Origin of the sequence: Gilliamella sp. BG3 (assembly GCF_046635605.1) — a bacterium.
GTDB lineage: Bacteria > Pseudomonadota > Gammaproteobacteria > Enterobacterales > Orbaceae > Gilliamella > Gilliamella bombi.
The window spans coordinates 75,506-98,668 of sequence record NZ_JBIDFE010000005.1; the positions used below are offsets into that span (position 1 = coordinate 75,506).

A 23,163-nucleotide genomic window follows, 5' to 3' on the forward strand; every position below is an offset into this window, starting at 1 on the left:
CGTAAATGTTTATAACCTCATCCCATCACAATCGTAAAATATCATTAAATAGTGCAATTCCCATTATTACCATCAATAAAAAAAAGCCAATACGAGAAAATCGTTCTTGTACTTCATTTGATAAGGCTTTACCTTTTATCTTTTCAAATAATAAAAAAACAAGGTGCCCGCCATCTAACATAGGTAATGGAACAAGATTGATAACGCCCAAACTTATACTAATAAAAGCTAGAAAATATAAGTAAGAGGTAAAACCATAACTTGCTGTTTGCCCTGCGCTTTTTGCTATTGTTATTGGTCCAGACAAATGTTTTAGACCAATAACACCTGTTACTAATTGATAAAGCGAACGAATCGTTAACTTCGTGGTTAACACTGTTTGCGCCATACCTTTATTAAAACTTTCTAAAAAACCATACTGCATAATTCTTGCATCAGACTTGTGATACAAACCAGCGACACCTTTTCCATCTATTCCAATAGTTGGCACGAGTTTAAGATAAATATCTATATTTCCTCGATTAACCTTTAACATCATTGCTTGAGCTGTTTTAATTGTATTGGAAAAATCATTCCAATCAACGTATGAGTGATCATTATAACCAATAATTTTATCCCCAACACGCAGACCTGCTTTCTCAGCAGCCGAACCCGATACAATTTTACTCACAATTGGATAAACTTTCACCTTCTCAGGAACAAAACCAAATGCGGTAATTGTCGAATCCTTTTCTATATCAAAATGCCAATTACTGATATCTACATTTTTTTTAACTTCTTTCTGGTTATCATCACCAAAGCTATCGATATAAGAAAAAGACACATTAGCTTTTCCCATTGCCGCAATTAAGGCTAAATTTACGTCATTCCATGTTTCTACTTTTATATTATCAATAGTTTTCAATTCTGCACCAGCTGGTATTATTACTGTAGAAGCTGGTGTATTAGGTATAACTTCTTTTATTTTAACAGGATAAACAACTACACCCATCAAAAAAATGATCCAATAGATAATTAAGGCTAATATAAAATTAGCAAATGGACCAGCAAAAATAATTGCAGTTCTTTGCCAAATTTTTTTTCTATCAAATGCAAAGTTTTCGTTATCGCTTGATAATGTTGTTGCTCTACCGTCGAGCATTTTAACATAACCACCAAGCGGAATCATAGCAATTACCAATTCGGTTCCGCTTAAAAATTTATGAGACCATATTTTTTTACCAAAACCAATTGAGAAACATTCAACTTGAACCTTGCACAAACGAGCAACACAAAAATGTCCAAACTCATGAATAGTAACTAATATACTCATGGTAATAACAAACAATAACAGCGACCACAACAAAATCTATTACCTTTTATAATAAGTAAAAAGCTAATGTAGCAAAAACAGGAACGGCAGCAGTTAAGCTATCAATGCGATCTAAAATTCCACCATGACCAGGAATTAAGTGACCACTATCTTTAATATTTGCTTCACGCTTAAACATACTTTCAGTTAAATCACCTAAAACCGAAACTAAAATCGCTAACAAAGAGCTAATAAAAAATGTACTGAAAGTCATGTCAAACATGTTAAGTATGTAAGCAATTAAACTAATTGCAATTGCTACACTAATACCGCCTATGAATCCTTCTATAGTTTTACCCGGGGATACTTTTGCCGCTAATTTTCGTTTACCAAATGATCGCCCAACAAAATAAGCTCCAGTATCTGTCGCCCATACTAGCACAAAGACGTAAAGCAACCAAATTGCACCCGTATAAGAATTAGAATTGTAGTTAATTGCTCTTAATTCGACCATACTAATAAAGAACGGTGCTAGCGTAAAAAAAGCAAATAGTAACTTTATAAAGATTGAATTACACCAATACTTTGTCGTGGTTGGATAGCTACTTACTAAAAACAAAGCAGTTAACCACCATATGATTGATAAAAATAAAATTATACTATATAAATTCATTTTAAATTCAATAGAATCCGGAACCAAATAAAGTATGCCCAATAAAATAACTGTTGAAAAAGAAAAAATTAATTTTAAATATTTTTTTCTAATATGAAGAAACTGAGTCCACTCCCATGCGGCTAATCCACAAACCAGAATAATAGTGAAAGAAAACACGGGTAATGGAACAAAAAAAAGAACTGCTACCACAAGCGGAATAAGCACAATTGCAGCAAGTATGCGATGGATTAACATGAATGCTCCTTATTATGAATACCACCAAAGCGTCGTTCTCTGGCATTAAATGCATTGATTGCTTCATCGAATAAAGATTGATTAAAATCAGGCCATAAGGTATTGGTAAAATAGAGTTCAGAATAAGCAATTTGCCATAACAAAAAATTACTAATTCGATATTCTCCGCCAGTACGAATAACTAAATCCACTTCAGGAAATTCGCTCATACACATTGTTGAGCCAAAACGATCCTCAGTAATATCATCTAAACTGATTTCTCCGTTAGTAACTTGCATAGCAATTTTTTTTGCTGACTGCAAAATATCCCAACGTCCGCCATAGTTAGCTGCAATATTTAGTACTAGTCCAGAATTGTTTTTCGTTAAATTTTGCGCATGAATAATCATATTTTGTAAATGTTCACTAAAGCGAGAAATATCACCAATAATATTCAAACGAACATTATTTTTATTTAAACTTTTTATCTCACGATTTAATGCATAAATAAAAAGGGAAATTAGGGCAGAAACTTCATTGTGTGGACGTTTCCAATTTTCACTACTAAAAGCATATAAAGTAAGGACTTTTATCTTTATTTTTGCCGCATAAGCTACAATTTTTCGAACTGCTTTCAAGCCTGCTCGATGACCAATAACTCGTAACTGATTATGTTGCTGTGCCCAGCGACCATTACCATCCATAATTATAGCCACATGACTAGGAATAGATCTTTCTTGTGTCATGCAATATCTCATATTGTCGCAATCATTATATTAATTATATTATTTTGTCCAATTAACGCGTACCATAAACTACAATTGTTTTACCATGTGCAGAAATCAAATGTTGATCTTCAAGCATTTTTAAAATTCGACCAACTGTTTCACGCGAACAGCCAACAATTTGACCTATTTCTTGACGCGTAATTTTGATTTGCATACCATCAGGGTGTGTCATTGCATCGGGTTGTTTAGCAAGATTTAGAAGTGTTTGTGCTATACGCCCTGCAACATCTAAAAATGCTAAATTACTAACTTTTTCAGATGTTACTTGTAATCGGCTAGCCATTTGACTGGCAAGACGCATTAAAATATCAGGATTAACTTGAACAAGTTGCTTAAATTTTTTGTATGAAATTTCGGCTACTTCACAACTTGTTTTAGCTTTAACCCAAGCGCTTCGCTCTGTGTCTTCTTCAAAAAGACCTAATTCGCCTAAAAACTGATTTTGATTTAAGTAAGACAAAATCATTTCGTTGCCTTCATCATCTTTAATCAATACCGCAACAGAGCCTTTCAAAATATAATAGAGAGTTTCTGCTTTTTCGCCTTGATGTATAAGGGTACTCTTAGCTGGATATTTATGAATATGGCAATGAGATAAAAACCATTCTAACGTTGTATCCGACTGTTGTTTACCAATCATTAATCCTACCTCTCCATTTTATTTACAACACTAACACTATAACAAAGTTACGCACTAAATCATATACAAACAATCATTTTAACTGCTATTTAATTAGTTTAATATCAATTGTTTCATGTAATTGAGACCAAAAAAGTGCTGCCGAACCATTCTCTAATTGAAGTTTAACATCATTAACTTTTTCTTGGAGTGATTTTTCTTGTAAACCGTAGTCAGTGCCTTCACGTAATACAAAATATTCAATTAGGTTATTTAATGTTTGTGGATCAAGATTTTGCCAAGGAATAATCATATTTGATGATAGTAAATTAGATTTCTAGTTATTTTATAACAACATTTAAATAATATAAAGCATCACTAAGTTATGCGTATATTAAATAAAAAACCACTCCAAAGAGTGGTTTTTTACACTTATAAATATAATCAAATTTAAAATTAGTTAGTTGTAACTTTAAGGTGATAACCTTGACCACCAGCATAGTAGTTCGGGTTCGGGGTACCTTTATTGTACATGGTATCACTATTAGTCGTAGCTAAGGTAATAGTATCACCACTTGCTATTTCTTCTGTATTTGCTGACTTGCCTTTATATTCACCATCTAGAGTCCAGACAAAATTATAACCAGTTAATTCAACTGCACCACTATCCATTACACCATTTGTAAGATCGCTATCAATCCACACGATAGCTTGGAATGTCTGACCATATTTAGGTTCAGGAGCTGAACTTAACTTATAGTTAACATCTTTGTTTGGAGTACCATCATCTTTGACTAGGAAAATACCAATTTCAGCATCATCAGTTATAATTGGACCATTACCAATACCTGTATTATCACCACCTGGACCATGGGGATTATTTACCTGATTATCATCAGAAATTGGATTATCTGAATCAGTTGGATTACTTGGAGGGTTTTCTGGGTTATTAGGATCTACTGGAGCAGTATTAGGAGTACCTGTTGCCCAAATATCATTTACTTCTAACCATTTATTGGTATAAGGAATACCAAAGTCAGTTCTTTCTAAAAGTTTAAAACCAATTTTTTCTGCGCCTGCGAAATCACTAGTTATTTTAAAAGATATACGAGCTATTGCATCACTATGGTCTTCAGTCGCCTGAACACTCATAGCCTCCCAACCATTAGTTTTTTTTGCAAAAACTTTTAATGTGTCTTTGATTTTTCCAGTATCATTATCGCCATCTGCATCTTCTAGATTAAATTTAATAACGACATAGTCACCTACTTTAGCTACTCGATTACCGATTGGTGTACTACCATCTTCATTTTGAGATACAACAACAGTCAAAGTATGTTCTGCTTTTGTACCATTTACAGCTTTCAATATTGGTGCATTACCATTAATCACCTTATTAGTAGTTGCATCTAAAGCAAATGCACTGCTTGCTGCATAACCAGCTAAAAATAAGCCTAATGCAACTTTTTTAATTGTAAAATTTTTCATGTTTAACTTCCTATTTTTCTCTATAAATTAACATGTTGTATTTATATAAATACACCATTTTGTTGGTGTTCCCTTCTTGATTATCGACTTACGTCGATAATCTAAACTTTTATCTATTATAAAACGGTCACTTGCAATTTAAATCCTTGATCGCCAGCACACGCAGGGGTAGAAACATGCTGTGATGTTAAATCTAAATTCTCTGGAGCTGTCTCACCAGACGCTGGTATACTTGTGCCAGATGAAGCATAACTATAATTGTTAGCCGTTTTACCTCTTATTATATAGTGAGCATCTCGTCCCAAAGCAACGTTAAACCACGGTCCATTAGGATGATTCCTAGCGTCATTTGGTAATAAAGTCTCATTATTAGGACAAGCACTTGCATTTGAACCTACCAATGACCAAATTACATACGGTTCAACAATTTGGGTACCATTTTCAGATGTAAATGCTTTAACAAGGTATTCATTACCAACACGCCATTCGTTTGGCCCAGCAGGGTCAAATTCAAGTACAGAACCTGAGCTCTTAGCAACTAATGTTCCAGATTTATTCCAAACCTCTATATACCCCGATCTACCACCAGAAAAATCAACAGAGGCTCTATTGAATGACGAACCAAAACCATACTGATCTAACGAAATTGAAAAATCAATCAGTCCTTCAATATTTGAAGCTACATCTATTGCATAACTATCACCAATTACTTCTAAACCAGCCGCAGTTGAAGCACGAGATGATACTTTTTGACCTTTTGCTACTTTTTCAAATGATTTTACAATAACACAAGGTTTCTGCTCTGGACATTCATTTACATTACCTGATGTACCATTGATTAAAGCAATTTTTTCGCCATTACTGGTTGCAGTCCACAATCCGACAAATTCGTTAAATGTTACTGGTATACTATCCATTAGTTCACTATCACTAAAACCATCTACATCTTGAAAAGAGTTGATTGAACCATTATTTACCTTCGGTTTAACGAGAGTTGCTAACACGGTCAAACTACTTGAGCCATTTGCAGGCTGAGTCGCCAACGTTGTTTTGTTACCTGAACTATCTACTGCCCATACACCAATTTTACGCATTGCTGGGTCTGGTAACACTTCAAAACTTACAGCATTAGATGTTGCAGATTTTCCTCGGCTATCAGTGACTGATACTGATAAAGAATATTTGCCATTTGTACTAACTGGGCGACGCTGACCATCTTGATCAACATAACTAGGAGCAACAATTTGCCAATTATTCACATCGGCTGGTGGATTAAGCCATGAAGAAGCGGTACATTCACCTGTAGCAATACATAAAAAACCACCTCCAGCGTCAATTTCAAGCATATCACCAGACCATACTAAACTTGATAAGTTCTTAGCATTGTGAACACTGATATTTAGCGGATAGGCTTGTCCTTCGATTAACTGAGTTTGCTCAAGCCCTAAATCGACCGATATTTTCTTTTCTTTATATTCAAGAACGATATAGTTATTACGATCAACTAAATCATAACGGCTACCTTTTAAAGAACGAGCAGATTGAACCATATCTGGATCTAACTGATCTTTTAACGGTGTACCTATACGATAGTTCATTGTAAGTTCAGCTTTAGTTGCCTTTTTATTGTCTTGACCTCGTTTATGCTCAGCCTTAATAGTGAAAAGTGGAACTGGTGTATAATCAAGACCGACAGTAATTGCTCGCGGGTCTTTTTGTAAATTATCTTTACCAAATAAAGCAACTTTATCACCATAGTATTGTTCATACATCAGTGATCCGCCCAAATGTGGATATTGTGGTAAATATCCTTGGAATCGAACATCAAAGCCTCTTGCTGCTCGTTCTAAATAATCATCAAAATCTTTAGAATCTTTCCAGTCTGATAACGGATGATAATAGTTAGCAGCAAATTTCATATAATCAGTCCAAGCTTCGGCACCAATACCTAAACGATTGTGTGCACGCTGGAAATCATGGTCAAAAAATACGTTATAACCAAGTAACCATTTTTTATCAGCAACATCCCAACGTTGACCAATACCAAAGTTACCTATTCGACGGTTGTGTTCATATTCCTGAAATGATATTTGGCTAAATATTAATGTATCTTCTGTGTCATACCATGGGCTAAATAACTTCAAATTGACATTGTTAAATTCGCCTTTATCACTTAAATCAAATTGTAACTGAGCAGTACCAAAACGACCTAAAAAATCCTGTACAGCATTACGTACTGGATCAACAACTTGGTTTTTAACCCCATTTCGTACATAACTTTCTGCGTAATCTTTACCCTTGTTTTTTAAATGTTGGGATAGACCACCATTGTCTGGCGAAGTTATTTGTTTCCAGTCTTGGCTAGCTAAAGTTTGTAATGTTGAAGCTATTTGAGTTGATAGTGCGTCTTTATCCTTTTTTACATCGTAATTATCATCTGATCCTAATTGAGGCAAATTGGCGTGTTCATCTTTTTTATCATCGTTTAATTTAATTGCAGGTAACAATGGTGAATTCTCTGGCAGAACGATACGCTCACCGATCTCAACAACATCTTTTTTATCAAAACGCCCCGCATTCATTGCACGTAATTCTGAAATAGAGATGCTACTTAAAAGTGCAATTTGATAAAGACTACGTTGCTGATTGTTAAGCATCTCACGAGCTTTCGTACCATCTTTTAACTCAATTATTTTATTACTATCTATAGGACCTTGCGACACTTGAGTTTCAGAAGCAAAAGCAGATTGCCATCCTAATGTAGCTATTACAAATGCAGAGATAATCGTTAAATTAAGATTCTTTCTCATCTTAATATTCCTTATATTTCACCGATAAAGCGCATAATATGAAATCTATTGCCAATATCAATTTCTAATTTTAAATAGCAATATAATTATTTCTTATTAACTTTTACTATTTAGATTTTTACAACTATTTTTTAATTTTTGCAATTCTATTACAAAAATGTCATTTATCAAAATAATTTATTACTTTTTTGTTATGTTTTTTGTTGAGTTTTTTATATATTTTTTATTTATCATTATTATTCAATTTATTAAGTAAAGATTTATTAAGATTTGTAAAGTTTTGTAAATTTAATAGTGGATGTAGATCTAGTTGAGTAGTGAGGAATTGCTATTTCTTTTGATATTAAAGAATTTATTGTAGGTAACTAGCTAAATAAATTATAAAATTATTCTCTAAATAAAAAAAAGACCTAATTGATAATTTTAGGCCTTTATATTGTATTTTATATTTTCACAATTTATTAACCTTCATTATAAATCTCTAGGTTTTCTGATTCTTTAATGTCTGAAGATTTTTTAGTTTCATTTCTTTTCTGTTCTAATAATGATAAATAGCTATCATCAATTCCTTCGGTAACATATTTTCCATCAAAAACAGAACATTCTAAATGATGAATGTTGGAGTTTTGTTCTGTAATTGAATTAATTAAATCAGATAAATCTTGAAATATAACCTTATCAGCACCAATATTTTTTGCTATTTCATCAACTGTTCGGTTATAAGCAATAAGTTCACGGGCAACCGGCATATCTATCCCATAAACATTTGGATGCCTGATTTCTGGCGCAGCAGACGCTAAATAGACTTTTTTAGCTCCAACAGAACGTACCATTTCAAGAATTTCTTTTGAGGTTGTTCCTCGTACAATCGAATCATCAACTAATAAAACATTTTTGCCTTCAAATTCAATACGGTTAGCATTGAGTTTTCGTCTTACAGACAATTTACGTGCGCTTTGCCCTGGCATAATAAAGGTGCGTCCAACATAGCGATTTTTAACAAATCCTTGCCGGTAAGGTTTATTTAAAATACGTGCAATTTCAAGAGCGGCATCACAAGATGTTTCGGGAATAGGGATGACTACATCAATATCAACATCTTTCCATTCTCTTGCTATTTTAGCCCCCAATTTTTGCCCCATTTGAATACGTGATTGATAAACTGAGACACCATTCATTAAAGAATCAGGTCTTGCAAAATAAACATATTCAAAAATACATGGATAATATTGAGGGTTATCCGAACATTGCTGAGAATATAATTGTCCATCTTGAGTAATATAAATTGCCTCACCTGGTTCGACATCACGTATAAACTCAAAATCAAGAATATCTAATGCTACACTTTCAGAGGCAACCATGTACTCAATTTTCTGATTCTCAAGTACCCGTTTACCAATAACTAATGGCCGTATTCCATAAGGATCACGAAAAGCAACAAGACCATGCCCAATAATCATTGCAACACAAGCATATGCGCCTTTAATTATGTTATGAACATTATGTATTGCTGTAAAAATATTGTCGGCAGTTAGTGGATAGGTGGGAAATTTGTCAAGTTCATCAGCAAGAATATTGAGTAGCACCTCTGAGTCGGAATTGGTATTAATATGACGCCTTGCAAGTTCGAACACTTTATTACGCAACTGATCAGTATTGGTTAAATTTCCATTATGAGCAAGCGCAATACCATAAGGTGAATTGACATAAAAAGGTTGCGCTTCGGATGGGCTTGAGCTACCTGCGGTAGGATAACGAATATGTCCTATGCCCAAATTACCTTGCAACCGTTGCATATGATGCTCTTGAAACACATCTTTGACTAAACCATTCGCTTTGCGTAAACGAAATCGATTTTGATTATCAATAGTCACAATACCTGCTGCATCTTGCCCTCGATGTTGCAAAACAGTCAATGCATCATAAATAGATTGATTAACAGAACTATTCCCAACAATACCAACAACACCACACATACTATGGTTACCCCAAATTTATTGTATTAAAAACGAAGAAGACTGTTGTATAAAATCAAAAAACCAGCGAATAATAAAACTAAAATGCGGAATTAGCTGAGATTGAATCCAGTAAGGTGATTGTGATAACGGCGTAAAAGTATCAACTAAAAAAAGAATAGCTGCAACAACTAAAACGCCTCGTAATACACCAAAACAGATACCTAATAAACGATCAGTACCAGATAATCCCGTTTTTTTTAATAATTGTCCAATAACATAAGACACAATCGAACAAACCAATAAGGTAGCAATAAATAAAATAACAATTGCTACAGCAATACGTATAACATCACTATCAAAATAAGTTAAATAATCAGTAATATAAATATAAAATTGGCTGGAAATAAAAAAAGCTAATATCCAGCTAACTAATGATAACGCTTCTCGAACAAAACCTCGAACAACGCTAATTAATGCAGAAAAAGCAATTACACCAATAATCGTAAAATCAGCCCAGTTCATCATAATAACTCACAACTTTTTATTAATAATAATTATTCTTTACAACTTAAAAACAAGTAGCACAACGGTCAATTAGTAATAATAATACCTTCTAATTTTGTTAGGTTATTTAAATTAATAATGACTTGTTCAGCTTGCTCTTTTTTAGCATAAGGGCCAACCTGTAACTTAATTAACTGATTAGGTTCTGGGTTATCAGGTATTGTTCTAACGCTATAATTATTTAATCGTAATAATGCAATTAACTCTTCTATTTTTTGTTTATTTTTTAAAGCCGTAAGTTGGATCATATAAGGTTTAGATTCTTGCTGTGACATTGAAGGTTGAATTATATTTGTTGAATCGTCAGTATCATCAACAATATCAGATGAAGCTGATGAATTTAGATCTTGATCTGAGCCAGATAGGTAAGGAACATCTGATATATTATGGGTAAAATTGTCATCAACATCATCAAATGGTACTACCACTTGATTTTGCTGCGTAACCACTTCAGGTTGCAAAATTGGTGTTGTTGTCGTTCGTAAGTTAGGTTTATCCGTTATAATCCACGGGGCTATTGCTGCAATAATAAGTAGTAATGTAGCAAAACCTACAAGGCAATTTCTTACTCTATTGGGATTATTTTCTTGATTGTCTACCATGACTAATTCCACTTAATGCTCAATTTCAGTTAACACATCCGATACAGTATGAAATGAGCCACATACCACGATGATATCATCTTCTTTAGCATCTTGCATTGCCTTTTGATAGGCTTTAGATACAGTATCAAATGCTGATACATTAAACTCACCTTCATTAAATAAGTGCTGTTTTAATACTTCAGCACTACAACCTCGTTCACCATAAAGTGAAGCACAATACCATCTATCACCTTTTAAGATGGATAAGGTACTTTTAATATCTTTATCCTTAAGCATACCAACAACAAATCTAACTTTGCCTACTTGCAAATATTCTGCTTTTAGTTTTTCTAATTGTTGTGTTAAATAAGCTGCTGCATGTGGGTTATGTGCTACATCAAGAATAACCAGTGGCGATGTTTGAATAATTTGAAAACGCCCGATTAAATTTGATTTTGCCAATCCTTTAGTTATTTCATCTTGTGTTATTTTAAGTGATGAATAACTTATAGCTGCAATTGCAGTTGCTGCATTAGCTAAAGGAACATTGGCAATAGGTAAATTTTTATACTGTCTTATTGCCGATTCAAATGACCATAAATCTTTATTAAGTTGTTGGTAACGCCAATCACAATTTACCCTATAAATAGAGCAATTCACAGATTTAGCCACATTTAAAATAGATGCTGGTACATCTGGCTCACCAACAATAGCAATACTTTTAGGTTTAAAAATGCCTGCTTTTTCACGTCCGATACTTTCACGGGTATCACCTAAATAATCAACATGATCAATACCAATAGTTGTAATAACTGCCACATCAGCATCAACGATATTAGTTGCATCAAGTCGCCCACCAAGACCAACTTCTAATATAACTACATCTAATTTTGCTTGTTTAAATTGATAAAGTGCAGCAAGTGTTGCATATTCAAAATAGGTAAGCGATATATCACCTCTGGCTTGTTCTATTTCTACAAAGGCTTTTACGGTTTGTTGTTCACTTGATTCTTGATTATTAATACGTACCCGTTCAGTAAAACGTAATAAATGGGGAGAGCTATAAACACCAACTTTTAAATTCGCTTCAAGTAATATCATTTCAAGCGTTCGACAAGTTGTTCCTTTGCCATTAGTGCCAGCAACGGTAAAAATATAAGGCGCTGGTTGTAATAAATCTAGGCGCTGAGCTACAGCTTTTACTCGTTCTAAACCTAAGTCAATAGTTATAGGATGTAGTTGTTCTAAATAATAAAGCCATGTCTTTAGATCTGACATGGCATTCAGTTGGTTATTTGTCATACTCAATTAAGCTGTCTCGTTAAGAGTAACTTCATTAAACGGATCAGGTAGTTTCATTAATTTTGTTACTAAACTGGCAATTTTAGAACGCATATCTTTGCGATGAATGATCATATCAATTGCCCCTTTTTCAAGTAAAAATTCACTACGTTGAAAACCTTCTGGTAATGTTTCACGAACAGTTTGTTGAATCACTCGAGGACCAGCAAAACCAATTAGTGCTTTAGGTTCAGCAATATTAATGTCACCCAACATTGCCAGACTTGCCGATACACCTCCCATGGTAGGGTCGGTCATTACTGAAATATATGGTAAACCTTCATCTTGCATTTTAGCAAGAATAGCGCTCGTCTTTGCCATTTGCATTAATGAGAATAGCGCCTCTTGCATTCGTGCACCACCACTTGTTGAAAAGCAAATTAAAGGGCATTTATCCTCAATGGCCTGCTCTGCGGCGCGAGTGAATAATGCACCAACAACAGAAGACATTGAACCACCAATGAAAGCAAATTCAAAACAAGCAACAACTACTGGTACGCCAAGCAATGTTCCCTTCATGACAACCATTGCTTCTTTTTCGTGAGTTTCTTTTTGAGCTGCTGTTAATCGATCTTTATATTTTTTAGTATCTTTAAATTTTAAGATATCTTTAGGCATAAGATCTGCACCAATTTCGATATCCGAACCTTCGTCTAAAAAACGATATAAACGCACTCGGGCAGGGATATGCATATGGTGATCACATTTTGGACAGACCTCTAAATTAAGATCGAGTTCAGCTTGATAAATGACTTGATCACAGTTAGTGCATTTTGTCCAAACGCCACCAGGAATATTCGCCTTTTTATGATCTGACGATATATTATTTTTACTAAGAATTTTTTCAATCCAGCTCATTATGATTCTCTCATTCTGGCACTTTTTACAAATTTGAATGTATTGTACAATACTTTGCACTAATTCTTAATAGCTGTTTTTATTTTTATGTTATTTTGCAAATAACCTTATAAAATAAAAAAATATTTTGATAAAGATTTAGAAATAAAATCTGCTTAAAATCGAATTTAAAATAGCTAACACTCAACAGATAACTAATCTACTGAAATATCATTTTGTTTAAAAATATAATTAATATGATCTTAAAAAATTATTGGTATATAATTGGTAGAAGTTTATTTTCCATTTTTTGAAATAAGGGGTTATAGATGGACAAGGAAAAAACAACCGCACCATCGTTTCAAGATGTATTAGAATACATTCGTTTATCACGCCGTTTAAATAAATTAAAACGTGAAATATCAGATAACGAGAAGAAAATTCGTGACAACCAAAAAAGAGTACTGCTACTTGAAAACTTGAGCGAATATATTAAACCAGATATGACTTATGAAGAGCTTCAAGCAATTATTGCGAACATGAAAAGCGATTACGATGATCGTGTTGATGATTACATTATTAAAAATGCTGAAATTTCAAAAGAACGTCGAGAGATCAGTAAAAAAATGCGTAGTTATCGTTCTAATTAAAATCTATTGTGCTGTAATTAGCGTCCATTTTTATTGTGGGCGCTAATTTTATAAACTAAATCAGCCACCTGCTAGCTTTACTTTAAATCCTTTATCTTCTAGCAATGACTTTAATAAATCACGTTTATCACCTTGTATTTCAATAACACCATCTTTAACTGCTCCCCCACAACCACAACGTTTTTTTAATTCTGCTGCTAACTGTAATAATTGAGTATGATCGATATCAAATCCAGTAATAACACAAACACCTTTACCTTTACGGCCTGATGTTTGTCGTTGAATTCGAATAATACCATCCCCCTTAGGGCGTGAGATAAGTGTTTGGGTCGGTTTAATTCGACCTTTATCGGTCGAGTAAACAATTGAATTATCAGACATAATAATATTATTAACTCTTACTTGTATCTAGTGTTGCTAAAATTGTTTGTAAAGCTTTGGCAGGATCTTCTGCTTGGGTAATTGGGCGTCCAATGACTAAATAATCAGAACCTGCAGCTTGAGCTCGCTGAGGTGTCATAATACGCCTTTGGTCATCAGAATTAGCACCCACTGGTCTAATACCTGGTGTCACCAATTTAAAATCACTGCCCAAACGGGTTTTAAAACTTTGTACTTCTTTCGCTGAACATACTACACCATCAAGCCCGCAGTTTTTAGCAAGTATTGCTAATCTGGTTGCTTGCTCTAAAGGTGATACGTTAATACCAATTTCTTGTAGATCTGCTAACTCCATGCTAGTTAATACTGTTACTGCAATCAAAATAGGGGCATCTTTACCATATGAATAAAGCGCATCTTTAGCAGCTGTCATCATGCGTGAACCACCGCTAGCATGAACATTGGTCATCCACACACCAAGGTCAGCAGTTGCAGCAATTGCTTTTGCGACAGTATTTGGAATATCATGGAATTTAAGATCTAAAAAAACATCAAAACCTTTTTTCATAATTTGCTTGATAAAGTCAGGTCCTGCATGTGTAAAAAGCTCTTTACCAATTTTAATGCGACAATCTTTGGGATCTACACGATCAATAAAATTCCATGCTGATTTAACATCTGGAAAATCAACTGCAACAATAATTGGTGATGCCATAACTCATTTATTCCTTCTAATCAAAATTCTTAGCTATTCTTTCTAACAAATTCATTCAAATCAGCATAAAAAATACGAGCGCTTTCTTTATAACCTCGTAAAGTTTGATGCACTAAATCTGGGCGTGCTAACCCCCGTTTTCGCCACTGCTTAATAGAATACTTTCCCCCCATTGCCACTTGCCAATCCCAAAATAATGTTTTTTCAGATTTAGCAACTTGTTTTTGAATATCCATTATCTTTGCAAAAGACTTAGGCATATTTGTTTCATTTGCCATAGTATCAGGGGGTGTCATTATCAAGATCGTAGCATTGGGTAATGTTTTACGAATCAGTCTAATATTATTCACTAAATTTTTTCGATATTGATTAGCATCTAATGCTCCATCAAAACTTTCATTTGTCCCGTATTCTAAAATAATTAAATCACTTTGTGATATAGACAGTTCTTTAAACCAATCTTTCCCCCACTTTTGCCAAATTGTCTGTTTAGCTCCATTAGTGGCAATAGATGAAACAATAACACCTGGTTGTTGATAACGAGTCAACCAAATTCCACCAAGCTCTATATCTTTTTGACCTTTTATAACCAATGGCATTTTAGAAACAACCGAAGCTGTTTGCCAAGTATTTGATTTTGGAGTATTGCTTAAATTAATTTTATGATTATTAGCATCATAAAGCGCTAATGAATTTGTGTTATTTTTAAGTGTTTTAAAGGTTAACTTAACTTGCCAATCTTTATTATTAGAGCCTCTTGGTGTAATTCGGATAGTGGCAAAATCTTTATTTGGTTTAGCAATAAAACCACCCATAGGAAAATCCAAGTTACTTAAAGTTCGGCTACTTAGCACATTCCAATTTTTAGAACTCCACGTAACAGCTGCATGGCTTTGTCCTTTTATAGCTACAGGCGTTATCCAGCCAATACCAGCATTACCATACTTTTGTTGCATTAATGTTCTTAACTCACCAGTAAAAAAATCAGCGGCTGAATGCGAATCACCAAATTGAGTTATATTGACCACTTGATCCGTTTTTTTATTATCCTCTAACGATTTTAAACGCATTGCAAATTGTTTAGCATTAGGATCACCAAAATCAACAATAGTAGATACCGTGGTGGTTTTACTTTCAGCTACACTACAACCAACGGTAATTGTTACTGCAATTACGGTTATAATATACTTTAAAGATTTAATCATTAAAGGTATCCTCTAATTCTTTATAAATTATTTGTTCCATAATCGCTTTTGCCAAAATTTTTTGGCCAGTTGGTGTAAAATGTACCCCATCATCAACTCTTACTTTAATTTTGGCTTTATCGGTTTCTATGAAATTACTGAACTTTTCGTATGTGCAACCCAATAATTCGTTTGTTGTTAAGAAATGTTGTTGAGTTTTTTCTATTTCAGATTTATATAAATTATTTAGATAAACCATTCCATTATTTAATTTGTGTTTACGCATACAAGGCGCAGCAAGCCAAAGTACTTGAACATCATTTTCTATAGCACTATTTAAAATAGATGCAATACGCAAACGGTAGTGCTCTTCCCATAATTCAGATTTAAATTTAGCGTATTTGGCATAACCTTTAACAGGAAAATCCCAAGGATCATTAGCACCAAGAAAAACGACCAATAATTTTATTGAAGGATCAGCAATTAAATTATCATTAATTGTTTTTGGCCAATCGAAGGCACTTGGATAAGCAAGTCCTGTACTTTGTTTGCTCAAATCAATACTTTCTATTTTATATTGCTTAAACAACATTTTTTTTACATATGGTGCAACGCCTTGCATTAAAGAGTCACCTGCAAAAAATACCTTATCATTACTTGTTAGAACAATCGGTAGTGGTTCATGGATTGATTCAATATCCTTATGAACTTCATCATTCCTATCTTGAAGTACAGATGCTATTTCTTGCTTATTTTGATTAGTAGTATCAGAATATATCTCTAAATTGTAATCCGCACCAGTATCTTCACTTTTTAGATTTTTGTCTGTAACTACTTCTTCGATTTTTTTATTTTGTTTTATCTCATCAAACTCATCCGTTGCTAACTTGGATGTTTTATTTTCAGTAACGGGTAAAGCAACATCAATCGGTTGAGTAAGTGAAGTTGATGCTTGTGTGATTATATGTTCTTGATCATTTTGCTCATCAATGTAGTTTTTTTCAATATCTTGTGGTGAAATTTCTTGGGAAGCAATCGTATTACCATCAAATAAATCAGTATGGTATGCTTGCTGGCAATAAATCAATATAGATTTATAATAAATCGCAATTAATGCAATAGCAGTAACAGACATTATAACTAATATATAACGAGCTGATAAAGGGCTGCCAGTAAAAACGAGAGGTGTGTTTGTTTTTTTGTGAAGATTTTTTTTAATTACACTTTTATTCAGCGATTTATGACGTTGCCGTTTCAAACTAGATTTTGGTTTTTTATTATTTTTTGAGAACGATTTTTTATATATCATCATAATTAAATTAATATAATTAAAAATTAGCGTAAATAAAGTTTGGCATACCTGATGGTGCAATATAAATAACCAACCACAGAATTAAAATAAAAATCAATGGTAAATATAAATGCGGTATTTTGGTTAACTGCATAATAAACCAATCAGTAAAAGTTTTACACATCGGGTAGGCAAAGTAAATGAAACAAATCACTAAAAATGCCCCTGCATGATGTGGTTCTATCAAGAAGTTATGCATTAATGCTGTCATATAATCTACTGCATCAGGTAAACTGTCACTATTAAAAAATAACCATGTGAAACAGACATAATGCCATGTTAATAACCGTGCTATCCATGGTGAACGTGTAGCTATCCAATCTTGCCCAAAATAACGATCGCCAATGTTGAGTGCCACAATACCAATGCCGTGACATGCCCCCCAAATAATAAAATTAATGCCAGCGCCATGCCATAATCCAGATAGTAACATTGCCAACATGACATTGATTTGAGTCCGAATAAAACCTCGACGACTTCCTCCTAAAGGAATATAAATATAATCGCGAATCCAACGAGATAAGCTAATATGCCAACGTGCCCAAAAATCTCTCAAATTTAATGCTAAATAAGGGAAATTAAAGTTAATTGGTAAACGAAATCCTAGCAATAAGGCAATACCTGTAACTAAATCAGTATACCCTGAAAAATTTAAATAAATTTGCATTGCATAAGAATAAAGACCTACTAGTAAATCAATTACACTAAATTCTAACGGGTTAGCAAATATTGGTTTAACCCAATATTCATTGATTAAACCACCTAAACAGTAAACCTTAATTACGGCCAAGATAAGCAACGTAAATGCACGAAATGGCTCTAAAATTTTACGAGGCTGACTGATGCTAATTTGAGGTAAAAATTCTTTAGCTCGGTTAATAGGACCGGCAATAATACTTGGAAAAAAAGACAAAAACAAGGCAAAATCCCAAAAGTTAGCGACGGGTAACTCTTTCTTTTTTACCGAAACTAAATAACTTACCGAATGGAAAGTATAAAATGAGATGCCTATTGGAATTAGTACGGTTATAACAGGTAGTAAAACTGGTAAATTTAATAAATTAAGTAGATCCTGCAACTCATAACGAAAAAAATCAAAATATTTAAACAACGCCAGATTAATTATTGATAAGCATAATCCTAAAATTAACCATCGTTTTGAGTGACGCTCAGATGTAGCAATCAGTACTGAGAACAAATAGATTGCACATGTATAAATAAAAAGGATAAGCGAAAATTGCCAGCTATAACTGCCAACAATAAGATAACTTGCTACTAAAAGTAGAATATTTTGTATTTTGGGTGATAAGTGACATCCCCAATACAAGGCAAAGAAAGCGATAAAGAGTAAACCAAACTCTATAGATAAATAACTCACTGCAATCCTTATTACTTAACAGTATACTTTACTGAAAATTTTTGACTAAACCCTTTATAAAATACTTTACTTTTTGCTAGCTAATCAATTCGGATTGAGCAAGTACATTATAAACAATCAATTCTTTATTCAATCCAGTAACAGTTAATAACTGATTTCTTGCCTGCAACCATAAATTATAGAGCTCAGAAATTTTTTCATTGCTTTTAGTGGCGAGCAGTCGAACCAATGGGACTTGATCACGATTAACAATAAAACGCCCCACTTTTTGCTTCGCTTTAAGCGCATCACTTAATAAAGCACAAAACCAAATAACTCTTTCAATAAATTCTTCATGATCAAAGGTTTTAGCTAGTTGCCAATAATTGTTTTGTGGTACAACTTCTAACAAATGATCACAAAATGCTTTTCGTTGTTGCCACTTTTCAGGTACCAATAGTGCAAGTGCTTTTAGAGGTGCATTTTCGCTCAATAATAATGCTGAAGCAAGCTCATTATCGCTGTATTGCTGATTGCGTTGACTTTTTAACCATTCAATGGATTGTTCCAATTTAGGAATAGGTAAAAAATAAGAAAAACAGCGACTGTGAATTGTTGGAAGCAATTTGCTGTTATGTTCATCACTTAAAATAAAATATGTGTTTTCTGGTGGTTCTTCTAACGTTTTTAACAATGCATTGGCGGCAGCTTCGGTCATTAAAACTGCGTTTTTTATCCAAATAACTTTATTTCCACCTTGCTGAGATTTTTCGTAAACTTTGTTTGATATTTTACGGATTTGATCAATACCTATTGACTGTTTAGATTGTTCATTGGTTATTACATAATAATCAGGGTGATGGTGAGACAAAAATAATTGGCAACTATGGCAGTTTAAGCACGGCTCCAATTGCTGTGAGGATTGGCATAATAAACGGCTTGCAATCTTTGAAACAAACTCATCTTCACCACTACCTTGGACATAATTAATTAATAAAGCATGATGAGCCCGTTTGTGCATAATTCCAGAAGCTAATTGCTGATACGGCAAAGAAAGCCAAGGGTAGTCATTTAAGATCATTCAATATCAACCTGTTTAGTTAACCATGCAGTTAAAATTTGTTCAATTTGCCCATTCACATTGTCGATTGATTTTCCTGCATCAACTGTAATGATGGTTTTATCTTGTTTAGCAAGTTCTAAATAACTTTGACGAGTTCGTTCAAAAAACGGCAATGACTGTTGCTCGATGCGATCGAGTTTACCTCGAGATCTTGCTCGCATTAATCCTATTTGAGGATCAATATCCAAATATAAAGTAAGATCAGGTTTAAAATCACCTAACACTTGTTCTTTCAATGTCATCATAAAAACTTTATCTAACTGGCGCCCACCTCCTTGATAAGCTTGCGTTGATAAGTCATGACGATCACCAATAACCCATCTACCTGCATGAAGTGCTGGTTTAATTACATTATCGATCAGCTGAATACGTGCGGCATATAACATCAATAATTCGGCTTTATCAGTCAAAAGCTCATTATCTAAACCATTTTTAATAATATTGCGTAATGCCTCAGCAATCGCTGTTCCACCTGGCTCTCGAGTAAACTGCAAATCGCCAATATTGTGTCGATTTAAAATACGAGCAACGATATCAATAGCGGTGGTCTTACCTGCCCCTTCAAGCCCTTCGACGACAATAAATTTGCCGGTCATACTAAATTCCTAATCTATTTATAATAAGCTTGTGTTTAATATTGCGCTATTGTACGCTATTTTTACTGATTATTTTAGTTTGAATTATTAATACTTTTTTCAATTTTACAATTAATACCTTCATTATTAAATTTTAAATATTTTTTTAATGTTAATGAAGCAATAAGATGAACAGCAAAAATCATTCAGGTAGGGTATTGATTTTATTCAATTTTATCAATAGCAACTAAACTTCTACCAGCTAGTGAAATACAAGGGAGATAAATAAGATATATATTTAATTGTAGGAATTATTTGCGCTTTTTGTGGCTATTTGACAATAGTCTTACTGGATATAAAACACTAAAACAAGCAACAAATTTTAACCTAAGTTGTAAACTAACTATAAGGTATTTACATAACTATTCACTTTTGGGGTTATATTTTGTAAAAAATATTCAGGATTTTATACTGTTTTATGATTAATTGAAAATTCACAGTATTTCATTTGTTAGATTTTGTAATAGGCATCTTATCAATCAAAAATATACTAAACCAACTTGCCTTCAAATGAATTAGAAGGCAAAAAACGTATATATCCTTTAATCAAGATACCATATAATAAGCAAATATTTAATAATTTGAAAGAGATAAAACCAGATTTTAAGCAACTGCCTATAAGTAGTTTAGAAGATTATTTTAATCGTGCAGTAAAACAACTCACGTTTTTCCTCAAATTATAAATTAGAGTGAGAAAGAAATTATTATCTGCCACAACAGTGGCAGATAATAAGCAAAAGTATATTAACGAACATCAGCACAATTTAAGCAATAAATATAGCGATTTTGTGGATCATTAAACTTATTCCATAAAGAAACATGCTGTTGAAGTTGTTTTGCTGCAGGAAGTTGTTCAAAAAATATTTCTGCCGTTGATTTAGGTAACATGGCTATCATATCTGAATAAAATGCATTAAACCAATTTCCTTTTGGCTTTTGCCAGTCAATTTCATAATCAGTTAAATTAGCTAATGTTGCAGCTGTTTCAATGGCATCATCAAAGTCACCTAATTTATCAACAAGTCCAATCTTACTTGCTTCTGAACCTAACCAAACTTGTCCTTGTCCAATTTTATCGACTTGCTCGGTTGTCATATTTCGTGCTTTTGCTACTAACGAAATAAATGTTTGATAGCCATTATCAATATTTAATTGAATTAGTTGGTTCATTTCGGTTGGTAGATCTTGCGCAAAATTATTACTTGCTAATGGAGAGGTAGTTACACCATCGCTATAAACACCAATATGAGATAAAGATTTTTCGAATGTTGGAATAATACCGAAGATACCAATAGAGCCAGTAATTGTATTTGGGCTTGCAACTATGTAATCCGATGCAGTTGATATCCAGTATCCACCCGATGCAGCCATTCCTCCCATAGAGATAACAACAGGAATCTGGTAATCACGTAATACTTCTAATTCACTACGAATTGCTTCTGACGCATCTACACTTCCTCCTGGGCTATTTACTCGTAATACTATTGCTTGTGTGTTATGTTTATTTAAGTTTTTACGGATATTTCTCAATTGTTCAACAATGTCTTGACTACCAGCAATATTACTACTATTTTCACCATCCGTAATAGTGCCATTTACAAATACAACCGCAATTAGTGGTTTGTTGCTTCCGTTATCACTATCTAAATTTGTATCTTTTGACTTAAGTTGATAATCATAAATACTGATTTGATGTTGCTTATTAAGCTCAGATTCAAATTGATAGTTAGATGCAATTTCATCGACCAATCCATTAGACATAGCATATTGAGCCATATTACCATTAGCCTCTTTTAAATTGGTCAACATAGCCTCTGGAGTTGGAACCAATTGGGTATCGGCCTTTTTCCGTTGTGTTGAAATGTCTTGAAGATAATTGTTCCACATAAGTGTTAACCAACGTGTCGTATTGCTTTTTGCTTCTTCTGACATATCATCACGAATAAATGGTTCGATGGCTGACTTATAAGTTCCTACTCTAAAAACATGTGTGTTAATTTTTAAATTATCAAGCAAAGTTTTATAGTATAGATTGTTGGCCGCTAGACCATATACATTAACTGAGCCAAGTGGTGTTAAATATATTTTATCAGCATAGCTGGCTAAATAATATTGGCTTTGATTGAAGTTAGAACCATAAGCATAAATTGGTTTATTCGCCTTACTAAATTTGGTTAAATATTTACCAATATACTGTAGCGAACTCACATCAGCACCGACAAAATGATCTAATTTAAGAACCATGCTTGTAATCTTTGGATCTGCTGTGGCTTGAGCTATTTTTTGAGTTAATTCAAATAAACTATTTTCACGAGAAGTATTTACTTTCTTACCGTAGATTTTGCTTTGTAAAGCATAAATTTCATCACCGTATAATGTATTGTCAACAATTACTCCTTCAATATCCAACACCAATGCTCCATATTGTGGAATAATTTCTTGTTTTTGTGTTTCTTGGACTAATGCGATGACGCTAAAGATTAAAATAATAATAATTAGAAATATTAGATTAAGAAATATTTCTCTTATTAAGTTAATCACTTTCCATATTGATTTAATGACAGATAAAGCAGACATAATAAATGATCCTTTCATAGA

General features: G+C 33.3%; 21 protein-coding genes. 1 reads left to right on the forward strand and 20 read right to left on the reverse strand.

The features are described 5' to 3' along the window. Nucleotides 1-25 precede the first annotated feature (25 nt). The 12 genes from rseP to accD all read right to left on the reverse strand — a co-directional run bounded on the left by rseP (nucleotide 26) and on the right by accD (nucleotide 13,190). Nucleotides 26-1,345: an RIP metalloprotease RseP gene (gene rseP, locus ACGH6S_RS03740; RefSeq protein WP_411579484.1), complete on the reverse strand. Its 1,320-nt coding sequence runs from the start codon at nucleotides 1,343-1,345 to the stop codon at nucleotides 26-28. 13 nt (nucleotides 1,346-1,358) lie between these two features. Then, nucleotides 1,359-2,201 (reverse strand): CDP-archaeol synthase, encoded by an 843-nt coding sequence (locus ACGH6S_RS03745; protein ID WP_065590335.1) that lies wholly within the window; start codon nucleotides 2,199-2,201, stop codon nucleotides 1,359-1,361. Further along, entirely contained in the window at nucleotides 2,195-2,926 is a 732-nt protein-coding gene (locus tag ACGH6S_RS03750) for an isoprenyl transferase (RefSeq protein ID WP_218059337.1), read from the reverse strand. Before ACGH6S_RS03750 ends, ACGH6S_RS03745 begins: the two co-directional genes overlap by 7 nt. A gap of 52 nt (nucleotides 2,927-2,978) precedes the next feature. After that, the gene (gene crp / locus ACGH6S_RS03755) at nucleotides 2,979-3,608 is read right to left on the reverse strand and encodes a cAMP-activated global transcriptional regulator CRP (RefSeq protein ID WP_034910269.1); all 630 of its coding nucleotides are present in this window, start codon (nucleotides 3,606-3,608) and stop codon (nucleotides 2,979-2,981) included. An 85-nt stretch (nucleotides 3,609-3,693) separates the two neighbouring features. Further along, a complete protein-coding gene (locus tag ACGH6S_RS03760) occupies nucleotides 3,694-3,900 on the reverse strand; it encodes a YheU family protein (protein ID WP_065575078.1) in 207 nt (68 codons plus the stop codon). A 143-nt stretch (nucleotides 3,901-4,043) separates the two neighbouring features. Beyond that, nucleotides 4,044-5,075 (reverse strand): hypothetical protein, encoded by a 1,032-nt coding sequence (locus tag ACGH6S_RS03765; protein WP_174798763.1) that lies wholly within the window; start codon nucleotides 5,073-5,075, stop codon nucleotides 4,044-4,046. Between the two features lie 116 nt (nucleotides 5,076-5,191). Then, on the reverse strand, nucleotides 5,192-7,885 hold the full coding sequence (locus ACGH6S_RS03770) for an inverse autotransporter beta domain-containing protein (protein ID WP_174798764.1): 2,694 nt from the start codon (nucleotides 7,883-7,885) through the stop codon (nucleotides 5,192-5,194). Nucleotides 7,886-8,346: 461 nt separating this feature from the next. Further along, a complete protein-coding gene (gene purF / locus ACGH6S_RS03775; RefSeq protein ID WP_411578337.1) occupies nucleotides 8,347-9,861 on the reverse strand; it encodes an amidophosphoribosyltransferase in 1,515 nt (504 codons plus the stop codon). An 18-nt stretch (nucleotides 9,862-9,879) separates the two neighbouring features. Continuing rightward, nucleotides 9,880-10,365 carry a CvpA family protein gene (locus ACGH6S_RS03780; RefSeq protein ID WP_085165571.1) on the reverse strand — a complete coding sequence of 162 codons (486 nt, stop codon included), beginning with the start codon at nucleotides 10,363-10,365 and terminating at the stop codon, nucleotides 9,880-9,882. Between the two features lie 68 nt (nucleotides 10,366-10,433). Beyond that, complete coding sequence (locus tag ACGH6S_RS03785) at nucleotides 10,434-11,009, reverse strand: SPOR domain-containing protein (protein ID WP_411578336.1); 576 nt, start codon at nucleotides 11,007-11,009, stop codon at nucleotides 10,434-10,436. A 12-nt stretch (nucleotides 11,010-11,021) separates the two neighbouring features. Continuing rightward, the gene (folC, locus tag ACGH6S_RS03790) at nucleotides 11,022-12,293 is read right to left on the reverse strand and encodes a bifunctional tetrahydrofolate synthase/dihydrofolate synthase (protein WP_065590329.1); all 1,272 of its coding nucleotides are present in this window, start codon (nucleotides 12,291-12,293) and stop codon (nucleotides 11,022-11,024) included. 6 nt (nucleotides 12,294-12,299) lie between these two features. After that, the gene (gene accD / locus ACGH6S_RS03795; protein WP_065590328.1) at nucleotides 12,300-13,190 is read right to left on the reverse strand and encodes an acetyl-CoA carboxylase, carboxyltransferase subunit beta; all 891 of its coding nucleotides are present in this window, start codon (nucleotides 13,188-13,190) and stop codon (nucleotides 12,300-12,302) included. A gap of 308 nt (nucleotides 13,191-13,498) precedes the next feature. Between accD and tmaR the strand changes: the two genes are divergently transcribed. Continuing rightward, nucleotides 13,499-13,819, forward strand: a complete 321-nt coding sequence (gene tmaR, locus ACGH6S_RS03800; protein ID WP_085165540.1) for a PTS system regulator TmaR — start codon at nucleotides 13,499-13,501, stop codon at nucleotides 13,817-13,819. A gap of 60 nt (nucleotides 13,820-13,879) precedes the next feature. On the opposite strand, the gene yciH is transcribed toward tmaR, so the two are convergent. The 8 genes from yciH to sppA all read right to left on the reverse strand — a co-directional run bounded on the left by yciH (nucleotide 13,880) and on the right by sppA (nucleotide 23,142). After that, entirely contained in the window at nucleotides 13,880-14,200 is a 321-nt protein-coding gene (gene yciH / locus ACGH6S_RS03805) for a stress response translation initiation inhibitor YciH (protein ID WP_296300246.1), read from the reverse strand. A 10-nt stretch (nucleotides 14,201-14,210) separates the two neighbouring features. Continuing rightward, on the reverse strand, nucleotides 14,211-14,915 hold the full coding sequence (gene pyrF / locus ACGH6S_RS03810) for an orotidine-5'-phosphate decarboxylase (RefSeq protein ID WP_296300244.1): 705 nt from the start codon (nucleotides 14,913-14,915) through the stop codon (nucleotides 14,211-14,213). A 29-nt stretch (nucleotides 14,916-14,944) separates the two neighbouring features. Next, a complete protein-coding gene (locus ACGH6S_RS03815; RefSeq protein ID WP_411578335.1) occupies nucleotides 14,945-16,120 on the reverse strand; it encodes a GDSL-type esterase/lipase family protein in 1,176 nt (391 codons plus the stop codon). Then, the gene (locus ACGH6S_RS03820) at nucleotides 16,113-17,411 is read right to left on the reverse strand and encodes a DUF459 domain-containing protein (protein ID WP_065590325.1); all 1,299 of its coding nucleotides are present in this window, start codon (nucleotides 17,409-17,411) and stop codon (nucleotides 16,113-16,115) included. Before ACGH6S_RS03820 ends, ACGH6S_RS03815 begins: the two co-directional genes overlap by 8 nt. Before the next feature lie 16 nt (nucleotides 17,412-17,427). Further along, nucleotides 17,428-18,828, reverse strand: coding sequence for an MBOAT family O-acyltransferase (locus tag ACGH6S_RS03825; protein WP_411578334.1), 1,401 nt, complete (start codon nucleotides 18,826-18,828; stop codon nucleotides 17,428-17,430). A 76-nt stretch (nucleotides 18,829-18,904) separates the two neighbouring features. After that, a complete protein-coding gene (holB, locus tag ACGH6S_RS03830; protein ID WP_174798771.1) occupies nucleotides 18,905-19,888 on the reverse strand; it encodes a DNA polymerase III subunit delta' in 984 nt (327 codons plus the stop codon). Then, entirely contained in the window at nucleotides 19,885-20,526 is a 642-nt protein-coding gene (gene tmk / locus ACGH6S_RS03835) for a dTMP kinase (RefSeq protein WP_034910296.1), read from the reverse strand. The genes holB and tmk overlap by 4 nt, the downstream gene beginning before the upstream one ends. Nucleotides 20,527-21,309: 783 nt before the next feature. Beyond that, complete coding sequence (sppA, locus tag ACGH6S_RS03840; protein ID WP_174798772.1) at nucleotides 21,310-23,142, reverse strand: signal peptide peptidase SppA; 1,833 nt, start codon at nucleotides 23,140-23,142, stop codon at nucleotides 21,310-21,312. Nucleotides 23,143-23,163 lie beyond the last annotated feature (21 nt).

Coding starts and splice junctions, on each gene's coding strand:
- ACGH6S_RS03745 (WP_065590335.1), bottom strand. CDS start 2,201: ATGTTAATCCATCGCATACTTGCTGCAATTGTGCTTATTCCGCTTGTG.
- ACGH6S_RS03750 (WP_218059337.1), bottom strand. CDS start 2,926: ATGACACAAGAAAGATCTATTCCTAGTCATGTGGCTATAATTATGGAT.
- crp (WP_034910269.1), bottom strand. CDS start 3,608: ATGATTGGTAAACAACAGTCGGATACAACGTTAGAATGGTTTTTATCT.
- ACGH6S_RS03760 (WP_065575078.1), bottom strand. CDS start 3,900: ATGATTATTCCTTGGCAAAATCTTGATCCACAAACATTAAATAACCTA.
- ACGH6S_RS03765 (WP_174798763.1), bottom strand. CDS start 5,075: ATGAAAAATTTTACAATTAAAAAAGTTGCATTAGGCTTATTTTTAGCT.
- ACGH6S_RS03770 (WP_174798764.1), bottom strand. CDS start 7,885: ATGAGAAAGAATCTTAATTTAACGATTATCTCTGCATTTGTAATAGCT.
- purF (WP_411578337.1), bottom strand. CDS start 9,861: ATGTGTGGTGTTGTTGGTATTGTTGGGAATAGTTCTGTTAATCAATCT.
- ACGH6S_RS03780 (WP_085165571.1), bottom strand. CDS start 10,365: ATGAACTGGGCTGATTTTACGATTATTGGTGTAATTGCTTTTTCTGCA.
- ACGH6S_RS03785 (WP_411578336.1), bottom strand. CDS start 11,009: ATGGTAGACAATCAAGAAAATAATCCCAATAGAGTAAGAAATTGCCTT.
- folC (WP_065590329.1), bottom strand. CDS start 12,293: ATGACAAATAACCAACTGAATGCCATGTCAGATCTAAAGACATGGCTT.
- accD (WP_065590328.1), bottom strand. CDS start 13,190: ATGAGCTGGATTGAAAAAATTCTTAGTAAAAATAATATATCGTCAGAT.
- tmaR (WP_085165540.1), top strand. CDS start 13,499: ATGGACAAGGAAAAAACAACCGCACCATCGTTTCAAGATGTATTAGAA.
- yciH (WP_296300246.1), bottom strand. CDS start 14,200: ATGTCTGATAATTCAATTGTTTACTCGACCGATAAAGGTCGAATTAAA.
- pyrF (WP_296300244.1), bottom strand. CDS start 14,915: ATGGCATCACCAATTATTGTTGCAGTTGATTTTCCAGATGTTAAATCA.
- ACGH6S_RS03815 (WP_411578335.1), bottom strand. CDS start 16,120: ATGATTAAATCTTTAAAGTATATTATAACCGTAATTGCAGTAACAATT.
- ACGH6S_RS03820 (WP_065590325.1), bottom strand. CDS start 17,411: ATGATGATATATAAAAAATCGTTCTCAAAAAATAATAAAAAACCAAAA.
- holB (WP_174798771.1), bottom strand. CDS start 19,888: ATGATCTTAAATGACTACCCTTGGCTTTCTTTGCCGTATCAGCAATTA.
- tmk (WP_034910296.1), bottom strand. CDS start 20,526: ATGACCGGCAAATTTATTGTCGTCGAAGGGCTTGAAGGGGCAGGTAAG.
- sppA (WP_174798772.1), bottom strand. CDS start 23,142: ATGTCTGCTTTATCTGTCATTAAATCAATATGGAAAGTGATTAACTTA.